This window comes from Streptomyces oryzae (assembly GCF_017676365.1).
GTDB classification, from domain to species: domain Bacteria; phylum Actinomycetota; class Actinomycetes; order Streptomycetales; family Streptomycetaceae; genus Streptomyces; species Streptomyces oryzae.
This window is the reverse complement of the sequence record NZ_JADKMA010000057.1, coordinates 1-16,537: the sequence shown is the minus strand read 5'-3', so window position 1 is coordinate 16,537 and position 16,537 is coordinate 1. Positions and strand designations below refer to the sequence as shown.

The window sequence follows — 16,537 nt, the reverse complement described above, 5'->3', positions numbered from 1 at the left end:
GGACGGTGCGTAACGGCATGGGAGTCACACGGCGGGGTCGTACCGCCCGTCGACGGCGGTCCATCCGCCGTCCACAGTCAGCACGCTGCCGGTCACGAACGTGGCGGCGTCGGAGAGCAGATACACCACGGCGCCGGCGATCTCGTCGGCCCGCGCCCACCGCTGCAGCGCCGAGGCCCGCGCATAGGCGTCGTACCACTCGGCGTCCGCGGCGATCTGGTCGGTGAGCGGCGTGCGCACCACGCCGGGCGCAACGGCGTTGAACCGCACGCCCTGCGGCCCCCATTCGGCCGCCGCGGTGCGCAGCAGCTGGACGAGGCCCGCCTTGGCGGCCGCGTACACGCCCTGGCCCGGCTCCACCTGGAAGGCGCGCATGGAGGCGAGGGAGACGACCGAGCCGCGGCCGCGCTCCGCCATCGCCGGGGCGCAGGCCCGCACCAGCGAGAAGTGCGCCCGCAGGTTCAGCGCGATCACCCGCTCGAACTCGGCCACCGTGTAGTCCGCGATCCGCTTGCGCACGTTGACGCCGACGGTCACCACGAGCCCGTCCAGCGGGCCCCAGTCGGCGGCGGCCCGGGCCAGCGCCTCCTCGTCCAGCACGTCCAGGGGGTACGGGGAGGCGCCGGGGCCCGCCAGCCGTACGGTCTCCGCGGCGCCGGCCGCGTCGCGGTCGGCCACCACGACCTGGGCGCCGTGCGCCGCCAGGGCACGTACCGCCTCCCGGCCGATGCCGCTCGCGCCGCCGACCACGGCCACCCGCCGCCGGTCGAGCCGGAACAGCCGGCTGTAATCCACCTCGCCGGGCTGGCTGTTCTCGCCGACCTGGGCGTTCTCGCCGGGCTGGTTGTTCTTGCCGGGCTGGGCGTCCCCGGCTGCCCGGCCGTTCCCGCCGGCCTGGCCGTTGCCCGGGCTCATGGCTTGATCACCGCCATCTTCGTCACCGTCAGCTCCTCGATCGCGAACCGCGGGCCCTCCCGCCCGATGCCGGAGTCCTTGACGCCGCCATAGGGGGCGACATCGCAGCGGTAGCCCGGCACTTCGTTGATCACCACGCCGCCCACGTTCAGTTCGTCCAGCGCGCGGAACGCGACATCGAGGCGGTGGGTGAAAACCGCCGCGTGCAGCCCGTAGCGGCTCGCGTCGACGGTGGCGAAGGCGGCGTCCAGATCGGGTACCGAGCGCAGGCAGACGACCGGGCCGAAGATCTCCTCGTCCCAGGCCGGCTGGCCGTCCGGCACCTCGGCCAGCAGCGCGGGTGTCAGACAGCGGCCCGCACGCTCGCCGCCCGCGACCAGCCGTGCGCCCGCCGCGCGGGCCTGCTCCACCCACGCCAGCACCCGCCCGGTCGCCGCCTCGTCGATGAGCGCCGCCACCCGGGTGCTCTCCTCGCGGGGGTCGCCCACCGGTACCGACGCCAGCCGCGCGGCGATCCGCCGCTCCAGCTCGGCGGCGACCGGCGCCTCGGCGATGACCCGCTGGACGGCGATGCACGCCTGCCCCGAGGCGTAGTAGCCGCCGCGCACCACCGCGTCGGCGGCGGCGTCCAGATCGGCGTCGGCCGCGACGACCAGCGCGGCGTTGGAGCCCAGCTCCAGCACCACCTTGCGGGGCGCCGCGTCCTTCGCGATGCGGTGCCCCACGGCGGCCGAGCCGGTGAACGAGACCGCGGCGACCGCCTCGTGCGTGGTGAGGGTGCGGCCCACCTCCACATCACCGGTGACCAGTTGCACCGCACCGGCCGGTGCCCCCTCGGCGATCAGCCGTTCGCGTACCAGATTCACCAGCCACAGCGTGGCCAGCGGGGTCGCCGGTGCGGGTTTGACGATCACGGGGCAGCCCGCGGCGAGCGCGGGCGCGATCTTGTGGGTGGCCAGCATCATCGGATAGTTGAACCCGGCGATCCCTACGACGACCCCGACCGGACGCCGCGTCCAGAAGCCGGTCATCCCGTCCCCGGACGGCAGCCCGTCCAGCGGCACCGTCTCACCGTGGATGTGCACCACCTCGTCGGCCGCCGCCCGCCAGGTGGCGACGGCACGGGTCACCTCCGTACGGCAGTCGACGCGCGGCTTGCCGGTCTCCAGGACCAGCAGCTCCTCCATGCCCGCCGCCACACCCTCCAGCGCTTCGGCAACCCCGGCGAGGACGGCGCGGCGGGTGCGGGTGGGCAGCGCCGCGACCTCGCGGCGCAGCGCGGCGGCGTGCTCGACCGCCTGCCGGGCCAGCTCCGGGTCACCGACCGGGGCCTGCGCCACGGGAGTTGAGTCGTACGGGAACGAGACGACCTGGTGGTCCGGTGCCGCAACCCAGCTCCCGCCCACCGGCAGTCCGTCCGGGAACTCCTTGCCCTGCCACAGGTTCACGCCGCAGCACCGTCCTTCCCCGCGGTGAGGAAGTGCTGGGCCGCTGCCGCGTACACCCGGGCGTACTCACCGATCTCGCGCACTTCGACGAACTCGTCCTTCTGGTGCGCGATCCACTTGCCGCCCGGGCCGTAGACGGCGGTGGGCAGTCCGGCGTCCCGGGTGAGGATCGTGCCGTCGGTGGTGCCGGGCACCGCGCCGAACGCCGGTGCGGAGCCGTGCACCTGGGTGTGCGCGGCGACCAGCCCGCGGACCACGGGATGGTCCTCGGCTATCTCGATGGCGGGCCGGTCGTCCACCACGGTCAGCCGCACGCCGACCCCGAAGGCTTCCGCCGCCTGCTCGGCCGTGGTCCGTATCCGCTCGGTCAGCTCGGCGTGGTCGGTGCCGGGAATGGTCCGTACGTCGACGCCGACGACGCCGTGCGCGGGGATGACGTTGAGCTGGTCCGGGTCGCCGCCCAGCAGGACGGTCGGGGTCACCGTCACCTCACCGGCGTGCGGATGGCTGCCGAAGCGCACGGTGGCCCACTCCTGGACGGCGCCGAGTGCTTCCACGATCCTGGCGCCCGCCGCGATCGGGCTGCGGCCTTCCTGCGGCATGGCCCCGTGCGCCATCACGCCCGTCAGATCGAGCCGCAGCCGGATGCCGCCGCGCGCCGAGGTGCACACCTCGTACCCCTCCGGCTCGCAGACGATGACGCCGTCCACCTCGGCGGCGAGCGGGGAGGCCGCGAACGCCTTGGCGCCGAGCATCATGCCTTCCTCGTCGGCCATGACGCCCAGCACCACCCGGCCGGGGAAAGGTCCTGCCTGCTGGAGGGCGCGCACGCCGTAGATCATCGCCGCCACGCCGGACTTCATGTCGGCCGTGCCGCGGCCCCACATCTTCCCGTCGCGGATCTCGGCGCCGTACGGGTCCACGCTCCAGTCCGCCGGATCGCCTTCGGTCACCACGTCCGTGTGGCCCTCGAACATCAGCGTGGGGCCCGGGCCCCCGCCGCCCTCGACGACCGCGACCACGTTGGGACGGCCCGGTGCCACCTCCGAGAAGGTGTGCTCCCAGCCGAACCGGGTGAACAGCTCCGACACCAGCTCGGCGGCCGGTCTCTCGACGGACTCGGCGCCCTCGGAGTTGACGGTGCGCAGCCGCACCAGCTGCTGGGTGAAGGCGATGGCCGCCTCGGTGTCGAGCAGGGAATCCCACGGCAGAGCGCCGGGACCGGAATGCATGGAACGAACCTCCAAGTCCCTGGCCCAGTCGTCGTCGGCCCTTCAGTTCGGGCCAGGCGACTGGTCAGACCAGTTGATTGCCCGTACTCTGCTGGGAGGCTGCTGCCCCGGTCAAGGGATGAGCACAGAATCAACACCCGGAAACGCAGGGGAAACACAGCACGCACGGGCCATACCGCACGAGAGAGGGCGCCGATGTCGGCCGAGTCCCCTGCCCAGATCGGATTCCAGCCGGTGCGCCCGGTGCGCGCCTACCAGCGCGTCGCCGAGCAGATCGAGGACCGCATCCTCGCCGGCGAACTGCCGCCCGGCTCCCGGCTGCCCGCCGAGCGGGAGTTGGTGCGCCAGTTCGACGTGGGCCGCTCGACCATCCGTGAGGCGCTGCGGGTCCTCCAGTCCTCGGGGCTGATCCGCTCCCGGCCGGGCGATCCGCTGGGCGCCGAGGTGCTGGGCGTCTCACCCGACACCCTCAGCCACGCCCTCGGCCGGCTCGCCCGCTCTCATCTGTCCTCGCCGGCCGAGCTGATCCAGTTCCGGATGGTGCTGGACGCCGAGAGCTACCGGCTCGCGGCTCGGCTGCACACGGAGGAGGATCTGCGCCGGCTGACGGAGTTGGCCGACACGATGGGGGAGTGCGTCTCGCGCGACCCGCACGATCCGCACGCCTTCAGCGAGGCCGACGCCCAGTTCCACCGCGTCGTCGCCGAGGCCAGCGGCAACGCGCTGCTCGCGCTGTGCGCGCGGGCGGTCCACGATGCGGTCGTGGGCGCGATCGAGGGTGAGCTGGTGCGTGCGGAGCGGGATGGGGATGCGGGGGAGTGGATGCGGCGTTCGGTTGTCCACCACCGCGAGATCCTTGCTGCCCTTCGTGGGGCGGACGGGGCCCGTGCGGCCCGCCTCGGCCGGGAGGCACTGTTCGAGCACTATGCTCCGCATCTTCCGGAGCCGGACCGAAAGCGGCTGAGGGCGGCGCTGGACTGAGCAGGGGCTGCCCCTTGTTGTGTGTTGCAGGCTGCGGGTGTGTTGTGGTTGCGCGCGCAGTTCCCCGCGCCCCTGAATGGCTGCCCCGCGAAGCTTGGGCAGTCTGCTCCCCCAAGCTCTTCGAGCAGGGGGTACCCCCAGGCGCAGGGCTGGCAAGCGCAGCCCCCACGCCGGGTGCCCGTGGTCAAACGGTGAGCTCGTGGAGGTCCGTCAGGGTGCCCGCGCTTGCGTCGGCCAGCCAGGCGGCGGGGGTGGGCCCGCCGGTGTAGCCGAGCACCGGCATGTGCGCGGCGTGGGCGGCGCGGACGCCCGCCGGGCTGTCCTCGATCACCAGGCACTCCGCGGGCGGCACACCGCAGACCGCGGCCGCGTGCAGGAACAGATCGGGTGCGGGCTTGCCCTCGCGGACGTCCTCCGCGCTGAAGATCCGGCCGGTGAAGCGGTGCCACAGGCCGGCAGCCGTCAGTGAGTGGCGGATCCGCGCGTGGCTGCCGCTGCTGGCGACGCAGTGCGGGACGCCCCGCGCGTCCAGCGCGTCCAGCAGCTCGGGGACGCCGGGCATCGTGTGCGGGGCCGCGTCGAACGCGGCGGCGACCCGGGAGCGGTACTCCACCAGCCAGCTCTCGTCCACGGGCACCGTGGCATGAGCGCGCACCTGGGCCAGCAGATACGGCTCGGGGGTGCCCAGGAACTTCTCCAGCACGTCGGCCGGGGTCAGCGGCCAGCCCGCCTCGGTCGCCATCGCGGCGACGACCTCGGGCCCGATCCGCTCCGTGTCGACCAGCACCCCGTCGCAGTCGAAGATCACCAGCCGCGCCGCCGCGAGTGCCCTGGCGGCGGGGGAGGGGTGGGGCGCACCGTTCATGCGCCCCACCCCATCATGGCTCACGCGCGGGTGTTCAGCCCGGGTCGGTCAGCCGGTCGGTGACCCAGGTGTGGAAGTCACCGATGTGGTGTTCGCTGGGGACCAGGACGCCGCCGTCCCGGTAGGCGCGGGAGGCCATTGCGGGCTGGGTGCGTTCGCAGGCGTCGAAGTCCTGGACGTTGACCCGGTGGAAGAGCTCAACGGAGTGCGAGATGTCGGCGCCCGCGGCGATCACCTCCGGCGCGTACAGCCAGTCGCATTCGATCACCGTGCGGTCCTCGGCCATCGGGAACATCCGGTGGACGATCACATGGTCGGGCACCAGGTTCACGAACACCTGCGGCCGGATGGTGATGGCGTAGTAGCGCCGGTCGTGGGTGTCGGGGACGCCGGGCAGCCGGTCGAAGCCCGCGCTGCCGTCCACCGTGAAGCCCTCCGCCTCGGCGGCGAACTCCGGCCCGTGCCCCACGTAGTACTGCGCGGCGAAGCCGTCGGCGAACTCCGGTAGTACGTCGGTCAGTTCGGGGTGGATGGTGGCGCAGTGGTAGCACTCCATGAAGTTCTCGATGATGAGCTTCCAGTTGGCCGCGACGTCGTAGGTGTGGCGCCGGCCCAGGGCCAGCGACTCGATCGCGTAGTGCCCGATCACGTCGGTGCCGCCGAGCCGGTCGGCGACGTCCCCCATCACCGTCTGCTCGAACGACGGCGGCTCGGCCGACAGGCACACCCAGGCGTAGCCCAGCCACTCGCGCAGCGCCACCGTGTGCAGCCCGTACGCGGTACGGTCCACGTCCGGCATCCGCGTCAGATTCGGGGCCGCGGTCAGCTTGCCGTCCAGGTCGTAGGTCCAGGCGTGGTACGGGCACTGGAGGCTGCGCCGCACCTCGCCCGCCTGCTCGGTGCACAGCCGGGCGCCGCGGTGCCGGCACACGTTGAGGAAGGCCCGCAGCTCACCGCGCCGGTTGCGGGTGATCAGCACGCTTTCCCTGCCCACTTGAACGGTGCGGTAGGCGCCGGGCTTGTCCAGGTCCGCCGAGCGGACCGCGCAGAACCACTCGGTCTCGAAGATGCGCTCCTGCTCGCGCCGGAAGTTCTCCGGATCGGTGTAGCGGTCTCCTGGCAGGGTCGCCAGCAGGCTGCCGACAACGGTCGTCATGGCGTGGTTTCTCCCTCGGGAGTGGCGAACTGGCGGTGCGGGGCCTTCAGGGGTTCCCTGAGCGGGTCGAACAGGTCGATCGGGTGCTCGGTGGTGCCGTCGAGCGCCAAGTCGGCGAGGATCTCGCCGACGACGGGTACGAACTTGAAGCCGTGCCCGGAGAATCCGCAGGCCACGGTCACCGCGTCCGGGTGCTCCGGATGCCGGGCCAGCACGAAGTGCTCGTCGGGAGTGGTGGTGTACATACAGGTGACGGCCTTGCGCAGCCGCCCGGGCAGCTCGGGGACCCGGGTACGCAGGTGCGCGGCCATCGCCGCTGCCTCCGCCTCCGAGACGGTGCGGTCGATGGTCTCCGGATCGCACAGCGAGCCCTTGCGGAAGAAGGCGGCCTTCACCCCGCCCTCCGGGCCCTCGATCGCCGGGAAGCCGTAGAACTGCGCGCCGTCCGCGTCCTCCCAGATGTAGACGGGATGGTGCTCAGGCGTGAACGCGGCTGTGCCGCCCAGCGGGTGGAACCAGTACATGACCTGCCGCTCGACGGCGAAGCCGACACCGAGATCGGCGAGCAGCCGCGGCGCCCACGCGCCGGGGCAGACCACCAGGTGCCCGGCGGTGTACACGTCGTCCGAGGTGTGCACCCGTACGCCTCTGCCGCCCGGCAGCACCTCCCACCGGGTCACCGGCTCCTCGAACCGCAGCTCGGCACCGGCCCGCTGGGCGAGCTGCACATGCGCTGTGACGGTCGCCTCCGGACGGACGAAACCGGCGCGCTCCTCGTACAGCGCCACCTCGTCGTCCGCCGGTGTGAGAGTCGGGAAGCGGCGGCGTACCTCGGCCGCGTCCAGCATCTCGTGGGAGAGGTCCCACTGCCGGGCCGAGCGCAGGCTGCCGGCGACGGCCTGGCTGTCCTGGCGGCCCACCATCACACCGCCGCACAGGTTGGCGATGCTGCGGCCGGTGTCGCGTTCCAGCTTCGCGAACAGGTCGTAGGAGCGGAGGAGCAGCGGAACGTAGCCGGGATCCTCGAAGTAGGACTGGCGGATCATGCGGGAACCACCGTGGCTGGAGCCGCGGTTGTGGGCCGGACCGAAGCGCTCCAGCCCGAGGACCCGGTGGCCGCGGGCGGCCAGGTGACAGGCGGCGGCACTGCCCATGCCGCCGAGACCGATGACGATGACATCGCGGGGATGTGACATTGGGGCTCCTCGGCGCTCAGCGGCGGATCCGGGCCATCTCCGGGTCGAACAGGGGTTCCGCGGCGACGGTCGCCGCCACCTTCTCGCCGAAGTACTCGACGGCGACCGAGGTCCCCGGCTCGGCAGCGCCGGCCGGCAGCCACGCGTAGGCCACGCACCGGCCCACGCTGTAGCCGTACGAGGCACTGGTCACATAGCCGGCGACGACCCCGTCCACATGCACCGGCTCGCTGCCCATGACGACCGCGGCGGGGTCGTCGAGGGTGAGGCACACCAGCTTCCTGGTGGGCTCCCCGCGCGCCGCCAGCGCATCCCGCCCGACGAAGTCGCCCTTGGCGGGGCGTACGGCGAAGCCGACGCCGGCCTCATCGGGGGTGTGCTCGGTGGTCATGTCGGCGCCCCAGGCGCGGTACCCCTTCTCCAGCCGGAGGCTGTTGAAGGCGCTGCGGCCCGCGGCGATGACGCCGAGCCGCTGCCCGGCCTCCCACAGGGTGTCCCACAGCCGCAGCCCCACGTCCGCATCCGTGTACAGCTCCCAGCCCAGCTCGCCGACGTAGCTGACCCGCAGCGCGGTCACCGGGACGTGTCCCACATAGGTCTGGCGTGCCTTGAAGTAGCCGAACGCCTCGTGCGAGAAGTCGGCCGGGGTCAGCGGCTGCACCAGCTCCCTGGCCAGCGGCCCCCACACCCCGATGCAGCAGGTGCCGGAGGTGATGTCCCGGACCTGTACGTCCTCGGGCGCGTGCCGCAGCAGCCAGTCCAGGTCGGCTGGGCTGTTGGCGCCCAGCTGCCAGCGGTCGGGGCCCAGCCTGGCAGCGGTCAGGTCGCTGCGGATGCCGCCGTCCTCGTCCAGCAGCAGCGTGTAGGTGACCGATCCGGGACGCTTCTTGAGGTTGTTGCTGGTCATCCGCTGGAGGAAGGCGAGCGAGCCCGGCCCGGTGACCTCCAGCCGCCGCAGCGGGGTCATGTCGTACAGCGCGACCTTCTCGCGGGTCAGCTTCGCCTCGGCGGCGGCGATCGGCGACCAGTGCTGCGCCGACCAGCTGTCCCGCTCCGGCAGCCGCAGGCCGAGCCGGTCCACCAGCGGCGCGTTCGCCTCGTACCAGTGCGGCCGCTCCCAGCCGCCCGACTCCAGGAAGTGGGCGCCCAGTTCCTGCTGCCTCGGGTAGAAGGGACTGGTGCGCAGGGGGCGGCCGGGACCGGGCGGCTGCAGCGGGTGGATCACGTCGTAGACCTCGACGAAGCTGCGTTCACCCCGCTCCCGTACGTACGCGGGGGAGCGCTGGGCCTTCTCGAAGCGGTGCGGATCGCACTCGTGGACGTCCACCGTGGTGCGGCCGTCCGTCATCAGCTCGGCGACGGCCCGCGCGGCACCGGCCGAGTGCGTGACCCAGACGGCCTCGGCGAGCCAGAAGCCCCGCACCGTGCTGGACTCGCCCAGCAGCGGCATCCCGTCCGGGGTGAAGGAGAAGACGCCGTTGAAGCCCTCCTCCACCTGGGAGCCGGCCAGCGCGGGCAGCAGCCGTGCGGTCTCCGTCCAGCTGTCCGCGAAGTCGTCCGCGGTGAACGGCAGCGACGACGGCATCTTGGGGGCCTGGTCGTAGGGCAGGATCGAGTACGGGTCGACGGGCAATGGACGGTGTGCGTAGGTGCCGATGCCGATGCGGCCGGGGCCGCCCGTCGGGTCGAGGTGTTCCCGGTAGTACAGGTCCTGGTCCTGGTGGCGCAGGATGGGCCGGACGGCCTCCGTGCCGTCGGCACCGGCCCCCGCGAGCTGCGGTACCGGCGCCGTCTTCGCGTACTGGTGGGCGAGCGGCAGCAGCGGTACGTCCACGCCCGCCATGGCGCCGATCACCGGCCCCCAGAACCCGGCCGCCGAGACCACGTGGTCGGCAGGGAAGGTGCCCCGGTCGGTGACGACACCGGTCACCCTGCCGCCCTCGCGCTCGATGCCGGTGACGGTGTGCCGGTCCAGGAACCGGGCCCCGCGCCCGGTGGCACGCTCGATCTGGGCCAGACAGGCGTCGATGGCGCGGGCCAGTCCGTCGCCGGGGGTGTGGAAGCCGCCGAGCACGGCGTCCGGGTCCAGCATCGGGAAGAGCTCGGCGCACCGTGCGGGCCCGACCAGTTCGCCCTCCACGCCCCAGGAGGCGGCGAGCCCGGCCTTGCGGTGCAGATCCAGCCAGCGGGCCTGAGTGGTGGCCACCTCCAGACCGCCCACCGGCATGAAGCACGGCCGCCCGGCGTGGCGCAGGGAGCTGAACTTCTCCACGGTGTAGCGCGCGTACTGCGTCAGCGTCCTGGAAGGGCTGGTACGGAACACCAGGCCGGGGGCGTGCGAGGTGGAGCCACCGGGCGCCGCCAGCGGGCCCTGCTCGAGCACGGTGACATCGCGCCAGCCGCGCGCCGTCAGCTCATCGGCCAGCGAGCAGCCGACGATTCCGGCGCCGACGATGACGACGCGCGCATCGCGCATGGGCACTCCCTGCGAGGTGGTGGAGTGCCCGGCCGCCTCAGGAATATTGTTCACAGGACCACCACCGATCGCAGAACCTTGCCGCGCTGCATCCGCTCGAAGGCGATCTCGACCTCGTCCAGCGCGATCGTCTCCGTGACGAAGGCGCCCAGGTCGAGCTTGCCGCTGAGATAGAGGTCGATCAGGACCGGGAAGTCCCTGCTGGGCAGGCAGTCCCCGTACCAGGACGACTTGAGGGCACCGCCCCGCGAGAAGAGCTCCTGGAACGGGAGCTCGATCGTCACGTCCGGGGCCGGGACACCGGCCTGGACGAGCACGCCCGCCAGGTCCCGCATCGCGAAGCCCTGCAGATAGGTTTCCGGACGGCCGACGGCCTCGATGACGACGTCGGCGCCGTGACCGCCGGTCAGCTCGCGGACGGCCTCGACCGGATCGGTGCCGCGCGAATTGACGCTGTGCGTGGCCCCGAACTGGGTGGCCACGTCCAGCTTGTTGTCGTCGATGTCGACGGCGATGATCCGGCGCGCCCCCGCGAGCGAGGCCGCTGCGATGGCCGCGTTGCCGACACCGCCGCAGCCGATGACGGCGACGGTGTCCCCGCGGGAGACACCCCCGGTGTGCACGGCGGCGCCCCAGCCGGCCATCACGCCGCAGCCGATGAGCCCGGCTGCCTCAGGCCGGGCGGCCGGGTCGACCTTGACGGCCTGCCCCGCGTCCACCAGCGTCTTCTCGGCGAACGCGCCGATGCCGAGCGCGGGGCTGAGCGGGGTGCCGTCCAGCAGCGTCATCGGCTGCCGGGCGTTGCGCGAGTCGAAGCAGTACCAGGGCCGCCCCTTACGGCAGGAGCGGCAGCTTCCGCATGGTGCGCGCCAGGCGATCACGACGAAGTCGCCGGGGCGCAGATCGGTGACGCCGGGGCCCGCCTGCTCGACGACGCCCGCGGCCTCGTGGCCCAGGAGGAACGGGAAGTCGTCGCCGACGGCCCCTTCCCGGTAGTGCAGATCGGTGTGGCAGACACCGCATGCCTGGACGGAGACCAGGACTTCTCCCGGGCCGGGGTCCGGTACCAGGACCGTCTGCACCTCGGCCGGGGCATCCTTCTTCATCGCGACGACAGCGCGGACCTCGTGTGGCATTCCCAGACCTCGCAGCTTGTTGCGTAGTGCACGACTGGTTGCGCTATGGGAGACATAGTGAGAACGCCGAACCTCGCCCGTCAAGAGTTGTGGATCACGGGTTGATGACGAGGTGTCAGAAAAACGCGATGCGGGTCCGGCCGGGGGCCGGACCCGCAGTTATGGGAGGTCGGGGCGGTGCCTGCGCTGATGCCCCGTCAGAAAATTGTAGTTTTCGACGGCTGTTTCGAGGTTGTTTCGGGGAGGGGATGCCCCTGCCTGTGGTGTGCGGGCTGCGGGATTGCTTGTGGCTTGTCGCGCAGTTCCCCGCGCCCCTTACGGGGCGCGGGACCTCTCAGTAGGCGTAGCCCATGCGGCGGGAGAGGTCCTGGGCGGCGGCCATCGTGCGTTTGGCCACCTCCTGGAGCCGTTCCTCCTCCAGCCGGTAGGACGGTCCGGAGACGCTGATCGCGCCGATGACCTTCCCGTCGTGGGCCCGCACCGGGGCCGCCACCGCGTGCAGGCCGAGCTCCAGCTCGTCCCGCGCCACCGCGAAACCGGTCTTGACCACCGATTTCAGCTCCGCACGCAGCTCCGCCGGCGAGATCACGGTCGACTCCGTGAGCCGCGGCAGCTTCCGGGACAGCACGCTCTCCTGCACGGACTTCGGCTGGTGCGCCAGCAGTGCCTTTCCGCTGGAGGTGGCGTGCAGCGGGGTCCGTCTGCCCAGCCAGTTCTGCGCGGTGACCGAGGAGGCGCCACGCGCCTGCATGATGTTGACCGCGGCGTCGTCGTCCAGGACCGCGATGTTCGCCGTCTCCCCGGCGTCCTCGGCCAGCTCGCGGCAGACGGGCGCGCCCTCCTGCGAGATGTCCAGCCGGGAAGCCGCCGCTCCGGCCAGGCGCAGCACGCCGGGGCCCAGGTAGTACTTGCCGCGGTCCTGCTCCTGGGAGACCAGCCCTCTGGCCTCCAGGACGCCCAGCAGCCGGAACGCTGTCGATTTGTGGACGCCCAGTTCCTCGGCGATTTCCGTCACACCCGCGTCGCCGTGCCGGGCCAGAATCTCCAGCACGCTCACCGCGCGGTCGACCGACTGGACCGAAGCTGCCGCGCCTCTGGACTGCTTGCCAGTCCCTGTGTCCTCCGTCTTTTCACTCATCTGCTCAACGTCACCGCCTGCTGGCCTGGTTGTGGTTCCCGGTTGCTGGTGCGCGGCCGCGCGCCGTTCTCCCCGGAGTGTCCGCGGAGGTCGTCGGCGAGTGCTTGACGTGAAGCCTCCCCGCTTGGATTCTGTTGCGCATCACGCTCCATCGTGCGTGATGCGGAACTCGGATAGTAGTGACGCGTCTCCCCCGCACCTTTCCGGGCCACCCGGCACCGGGCCGACTGACCCTGCTCACTCGAACGTGCTCGTGAGGTGAACCACAGTGATCCCTGTCTGCCGCCTTGAGGACCTGCCCGAAGGCGAGTCCGTCCGTCTCGACCTCGAACCTCCCATCGCCGTCTTCAACGCCGACGGCGAGCTCTACGCCATCGACGACACCTGCACCCACCAGGACGCGTCCCTGTCCGAAGGCTGGCTCGAGGGCTGTCTGGTCGAATGCCCGCTGCACGCCGCTTCATTCGACCTGCGCACCGGCCGTCCCACCTGCCTCCCCGCTCGCAAGGCGGTGCGCACCCACCCGGTGAGCGTGCTCGACGGCACCGTATGGGTACATGTCGAGTCCGACCGGGCCGTACAGGCGCCGCACACCGCTGTGGCCGGACAAGGGAGCGCCGCATGAACACCATCACCGTGATCGGCGCCTCCCTGGCAGGACTCCATGCCGCGCTGGCGCTGCGCGCCGAGGGCTACGACGGCAGGCTCGTGATCGTAGGGGAGGAGCACCATCGCCCCTACGACCGCCCTCCACTCTCCAAAGAATTCCTGACCGGCGCGGTGACCGCCGAGCGGCTCTCCCTCGCCGACGCGGAGGAGATCGCCGACCTGGACGCCGACTGGCTGCTGGGCACCCGCGCCGAGGGCCTGGACCCGCCCGCCCGTACGGTCACGCTCACGGACGGCCGCAGGCTGTCCACCGACGGCGTCGTCCTGGCCACCGGCGCGGTGCCCCGCACCCTGCCCGGCGAGCCGCTGGAGGGAGTGCACACCCTGCGCACTCTGGACGACGCCGCCGCGCTCCGTGAGGAGCTCAGCCGGGGGCAGGTGCGGGTCGTGGTGATCGGCGCCGGCTTCATCGGCGCCGAGGTCGCCTCGTCCTGCGCCACCCTCGGCCACAACGTGACAGTCGTCGAGGCCGCCGCGCAGCCACTGCTGCCCCAACTCGGCGCCCAGATCGCCGAGTTCTGCGCCGCTCTGCACACCGACCACGGCGTCGCCCTGCTCACCGGAACCGGTGTGCGCGCGCTGCACCCGGACGGCGACCGGCCGACTCAGGCAGCAGGCGGGCGGAGGCGGGTCGGCTGGGTCGAGCTGGCCGACGGCCGGTTCCTGCCGGCCGACGTGGTCGTGGTGGGGATCGGCGTACGGCCCGCCACCGGCTGGCTGGAAGGCTCAGGGCTGCCGCTGGACGACGGCGTCGTGTGCGACGCGGGCGGCGTCACCCCGGTGCCGGGTGTGGTGGCCGTGGGCGATGTGGCCCGCAGCGCCGGGCACCGGGCCGAGCACTGGACCAGCGCCATGGAGGCCCCGGCCGTCGCCGTGCGCAATCTGCTGGCCGGTACGACGGTGGAGACGTACACAGCGCTGCCGTACTTCTGGTCCGACCAGTACGGCGTGCGGCTCCAGCTCGCGGGCAGCCGTGGTCCGGGCGACACCGTGCGGGTGGTGGAGGGCTCGCCGGAGGACCGCAGTTTCCTCGCCGTCTACGAGCGGGAGGGGGCCACCACGGCCGTGTTCGCGGCCAACCGGCCGCGCCCCTTCATGCGGGCCCGGCGCGAGCTGGCTCGCGCCGGGATGGTTGCGGCCTGACCCGTCGCCGGGGCCCCTCTCCGATTCCGGGGAGGGGCTACCCCTGCCTCGCCTTCGCGGCCTGCGGGCTGTTTGTGGCTTGTCGCGCAGTTCCCCGCGCCCCTTGATGGCTTGTCCGCGAAGCTTGGGCAGTCTGCCCCCCAAGCTCTTCGAGCAGGGGGCACCCCCAGGGCGCAGGGTGGGCAAGCGCAGCCCACATTGCGGGGCACCTGCACGGGAGGGGTCAGTTGCTCGCCGTGCTCGGTTGTTTCTCGCTGGGGCGGACGATGACGAAGCCCTCTCCGTCCAGCCGGAGCTGGACCGCCTCGCCGGAACCGCCGCGGATCATGGAGCCGAAGCTCTGTGAGCGGTGCAGCGAGGTCTGCAGCTGGGCGCTCCAGCCCACCACGGCGTCGGTGTCCACGAACACCGGCGCCTGCTGCGAGACCGGGATGACGATCGGCGTGCCCTCGCAGATGACACCGAGCCTGCCCTGGCCGGAGAAGACGCTGTTGAACAGCCCGCCGCCGGCCATCCCCGCGCCCTTGACGATGCCGATCTCGTAGTGCAGCCCGGCGTCGAAGACCAGCACGTTGCGGCCGTTGACGGTGAGCGAGTCGCCGGGCGCTATGTCGATGATGAAGCAGTTCTCCGCCTCGTGCGCGAACCACGCCTCGCCCTGGCCGCTGACCGACATCAGCGCCAGTCCTTCCCCGGTGACCTGGCGCTTGAGGAAGTTGCCGACCCCCTGGCCCTTCTTCTCGAACCGAAGGTTCCCCCGCCAGGCCACCATCGACCCCTGCCGCGCGTAGCACTCGCCGTTCACCGTGTACTTCACGCACTTGTCGTTCTGCAGCTCCATTCCCGCCGTGGGGCTGGGCTGCGCCATGTTCTTCGTAGCGAAGAGATCACTCTGCATGGCGCCATCGTCCCCCGGAATCCTCCGCTCCTTCCAGAAATTCCGCGGGGAGGCCGGTTCCGCGAAGCCGGAAGCCCCTGACCTGATTTGAGACTTCTCTCCCTTGGTGCCGCCTGCCAGCAGCGCACTCGCGGTCACAAGTCCCAAAAAGCAGTTCAATGAAACGATGGAAGGCGCCGGCGGCAGGGAATGGCCGCGGCGAAGCCTGAAGAAGGAGACGGGACGTGAAGTTCGTGCTCGAGGTCGATATGAGCGACATGCGCGGCGAAGGGGAGGCCGCGGCTGAGCTGGGCCGGGCGCTGCGGTACTGGGGCGGCAACCTGCGCCACTACGCGCTGGAGCCGGGCGACGGTTCGGCCGTCTACGACTCGCAGTACCGTGAGGTCGGCAACTGGCGCATCACCGCGTCGTCGTGAGGGGCCACGGGCCGGGGAGCGAAGAGGGGAACTGATGGCGACGGCAGGCGTGGACGCGCACCGGATCGGACAGGAACTCGGCGACGCCGTCGTCACCGTGGATCCGGACCTGCCCTCGGCGGTACGCGAGGGGGTCGAGGAGATCACCGGCCGGCCCACCGGGACCGGCGCCGGGCCGCGGGTCCATGTGGGCCCCACACTGCCGGAACTCGCCCCCGGCGAACGGCTGTTGTGGCTGCACAGCACCAACGCCGGGGTCGACGCCCTGCTCAAGGCGCACGCGCCATGGCCGCCGGAGACGCTGCTGACCCGCACGGTGGGCCGGATGGGGGAGCGGATCGGTCAGTACGTACTGGCCTGGGCGCTGGCCGAGCTGCAGAACATCCCCGCCTTCCTGCACCAGCAGGAGTCCCGCACCTGGAACCGGCTGCCCACCGAGCTGGCCGACGGCACCCTCGCCGTCGTCTTCGGCACCGGCAGCATCGGTTCCGGAATCGGTGCCGCGCTCCGCGGCTGCGGCGTCCGCACGGTCGGTGTGGCCCGCAGCCCGCGCCCGGCGCCCGGCTTCGACGAGGTCGTCGCGCTCGGCACCCCGGACGGCGTCGGCGGCCCGTCCGCCGAACTGACCGCGCCGCTGGCCGCGGCCCGCTGGGTCGTCAACGCGCTGCCGCTCACACCCGAGACGAGCGGCCTGTTCGGCCCCGGGCTGTTCGCGGCGATGTCCGGTGCGACCTTCTTCAACGTCGGCCGGGGCGCGACCGTCCGCACCGACGCGCTCGCCCGCGCGCTGGAGCAGGGCCAGGTGGCGCACGCGGTCCTGGACGTCCTGCCGGAGGAGCCGGCCCCGCCCACCTCCCCGGCCTGGGAC

The 16,537-nt window shown here is 72.0% G+C and carries 15 protein-coding genes; 5 read left to right on the top strand and 10 right to left on the bottom strand.

Features of this window, described 5'->3' with window-relative positions:
• Nucleotides 1-24: 24 nt before the first annotated feature.
• Genes ITI46_RS13470 through ITI46_RS13460 form a run of 3 tightly spaced genes read right to left on the bottom strand, consistent with a single transcriptional unit; the run spans nt 25 to nt 3,595 of the window.
• Nucleotides 25-915, bottom strand: a complete 891-nt coding sequence (locus ITI46_RS13470) for an SDR family NAD(P)-dependent oxidoreductase (protein WP_247745929.1) — start codon at nt 913-915, stop codon at nt 25-27.
• The gene (locus ITI46_RS13465) at nt 912-2,363 is read right to left on the bottom strand and encodes an aldehyde dehydrogenase family protein (RefSeq protein WP_209239757.1); all 1,452 of its coding nucleotides are present in this window, start codon (nt 2,361-2,363) and stop codon (nt 912-914) included. Before ITI46_RS13465 ends, ITI46_RS13470 begins: the two co-directional genes overlap by 4 nt.
• Complete coding sequence (locus ITI46_RS13460) at nt 2,360-3,595, bottom strand: M20 family metallopeptidase (RefSeq protein WP_209239756.1); 1,236 nt, start codon at nt 3,593-3,595, stop codon at nt 2,360-2,362. The genes ITI46_RS13465 and ITI46_RS13460 overlap by 4 nt, the downstream gene beginning before the upstream one ends.
• Before the next feature lie 195 nt (nt 3,596-3,790).
• Between ITI46_RS13460 and ITI46_RS13455 the strand changes: the two genes are divergently transcribed.
• The gene (locus tag ITI46_RS13455; RefSeq protein ID WP_247745928.1) at nt 3,791-4,576 is read left to right on the top strand and encodes a FadR/GntR family transcriptional regulator; all 786 of its coding nucleotides are present in this window, start codon (nt 3,791-3,793) and stop codon (nt 4,574-4,576) included.
• A gap of 184 nt (nt 4,577-4,760) precedes the next feature.
• Here the strand turns inward: ITI46_RS13455 and ITI46_RS13450 are convergent, their stop codons facing one another.
• From ITI46_RS13450 to ITI46_RS13425, 6 genes are all read right to left on the bottom strand, one after another.
• Nucleotides 4,761-5,441, bottom strand: coding sequence for an HAD family hydrolase (locus tag ITI46_RS13450; protein WP_209239755.1), 681 nt, complete (start codon nt 5,439-5,441; stop codon nt 4,761-4,763).
• A 34-nt stretch (nt 5,442-5,475) separates the two neighbouring features.
• Nucleotides 5,476-6,597, bottom strand: a complete 1,122-nt coding sequence (locus ITI46_RS13445; RefSeq protein WP_209239754.1) for an aromatic ring-hydroxylating oxygenase subunit alpha — start codon at nt 6,595-6,597, stop codon at nt 5,476-5,478.
• Nucleotides 6,594-7,793 (bottom strand): N-methyl-L-tryptophan oxidase, encoded by a 1,200-nt coding sequence (gene solA / locus ITI46_RS13440; protein WP_209239753.1) that lies wholly within the window; start codon nt 7,791-7,793, stop codon nt 6,594-6,596. Before solA ends, ITI46_RS13445 begins: the two co-directional genes overlap by 4 nt.
• A 16-nt stretch (nt 7,794-7,809) precedes the next feature.
• Nucleotides 7,810-10,269, bottom strand: a complete 2,460-nt coding sequence (locus tag ITI46_RS13435; protein ID WP_209239752.1) for a GcvT family protein — start codon at nt 10,267-10,269, stop codon at nt 7,810-7,812.
• Between the two features lie 50 nt (nt 10,270-10,319).
• Complete coding sequence (locus ITI46_RS13430) at nt 10,320-11,405, bottom strand: S-(hydroxymethyl)mycothiol dehydrogenase (RefSeq protein ID WP_209239751.1); 1,086 nt, start codon at nt 11,403-11,405, stop codon at nt 10,320-10,322.
• Nucleotides 11,406-11,739: 334 nt separating this feature from the next.
• The gene (locus tag ITI46_RS13425) at nt 11,740-12,543 is read right to left on the bottom strand and encodes an IclR family transcriptional regulator (RefSeq protein WP_209239750.1); all 804 of its coding nucleotides are present in this window, start codon (nt 12,541-12,543) and stop codon (nt 11,740-11,742) included.
• A 268-nt stretch (nt 12,544-12,811) separates the two neighbouring features.
• Between ITI46_RS13425 and ITI46_RS13420 the strand changes: the two genes are divergently transcribed.
• A complete protein-coding gene (locus ITI46_RS13420) occupies nt 12,812-13,168 on the top strand; it encodes a bifunctional 3-phenylpropionate/cinnamic acid dioxygenase ferredoxin subunit (protein WP_209239749.1) in 357 nt (118 codons plus the stop codon).
• The gene (locus ITI46_RS13415) at nt 13,165-14,355 is read left to right on the top strand and encodes an NAD(P)/FAD-dependent oxidoreductase (RefSeq protein WP_209239748.1); all 1,191 of its coding nucleotides are present in this window, start codon (nt 13,165-13,167) and stop codon (nt 14,353-14,355) included. The genes ITI46_RS13420 and ITI46_RS13415 overlap by 4 nt, the downstream gene beginning before the upstream one ends.
• A 223-nt stretch (nt 14,356-14,578) precedes the next feature.
• Here the strand turns inward: ITI46_RS13415 and ITI46_RS13410 are convergent, their stop codons facing one another.
• Nucleotides 14,579-15,253, bottom strand: coding sequence for an AIM24 family protein (locus tag ITI46_RS13410; RefSeq protein WP_209239747.1), 675 nt, complete (start codon nt 15,251-15,253; stop codon nt 14,579-14,581).
• A gap of 224 nt (nt 15,254-15,477) precedes the next feature.
• On the opposite strand from ITI46_RS13410, the gene ITI46_RS13405 reads away from it, so the two are divergent.
• Together ITI46_RS13405 and ITI46_RS13400 are read left to right on the top strand one after the other, a co-directional pair.
• Nucleotides 15,478-15,669: a hypothetical protein gene (locus ITI46_RS13405; protein WP_209239746.1), complete on the top strand. Its 192-nt coding sequence runs from the start codon at nt 15,478-15,480 to the stop codon at nt 15,667-15,669.
• 34 nt (nt 15,670-15,703) lie between these two features.
• A partial coding sequence (locus ITI46_RS13400) for an NAD(P)-dependent oxidoreductase (RefSeq protein WP_209239745.1) occupies nt 15,704-16,537 on the top strand: 834 nt, incomplete at its 3' end.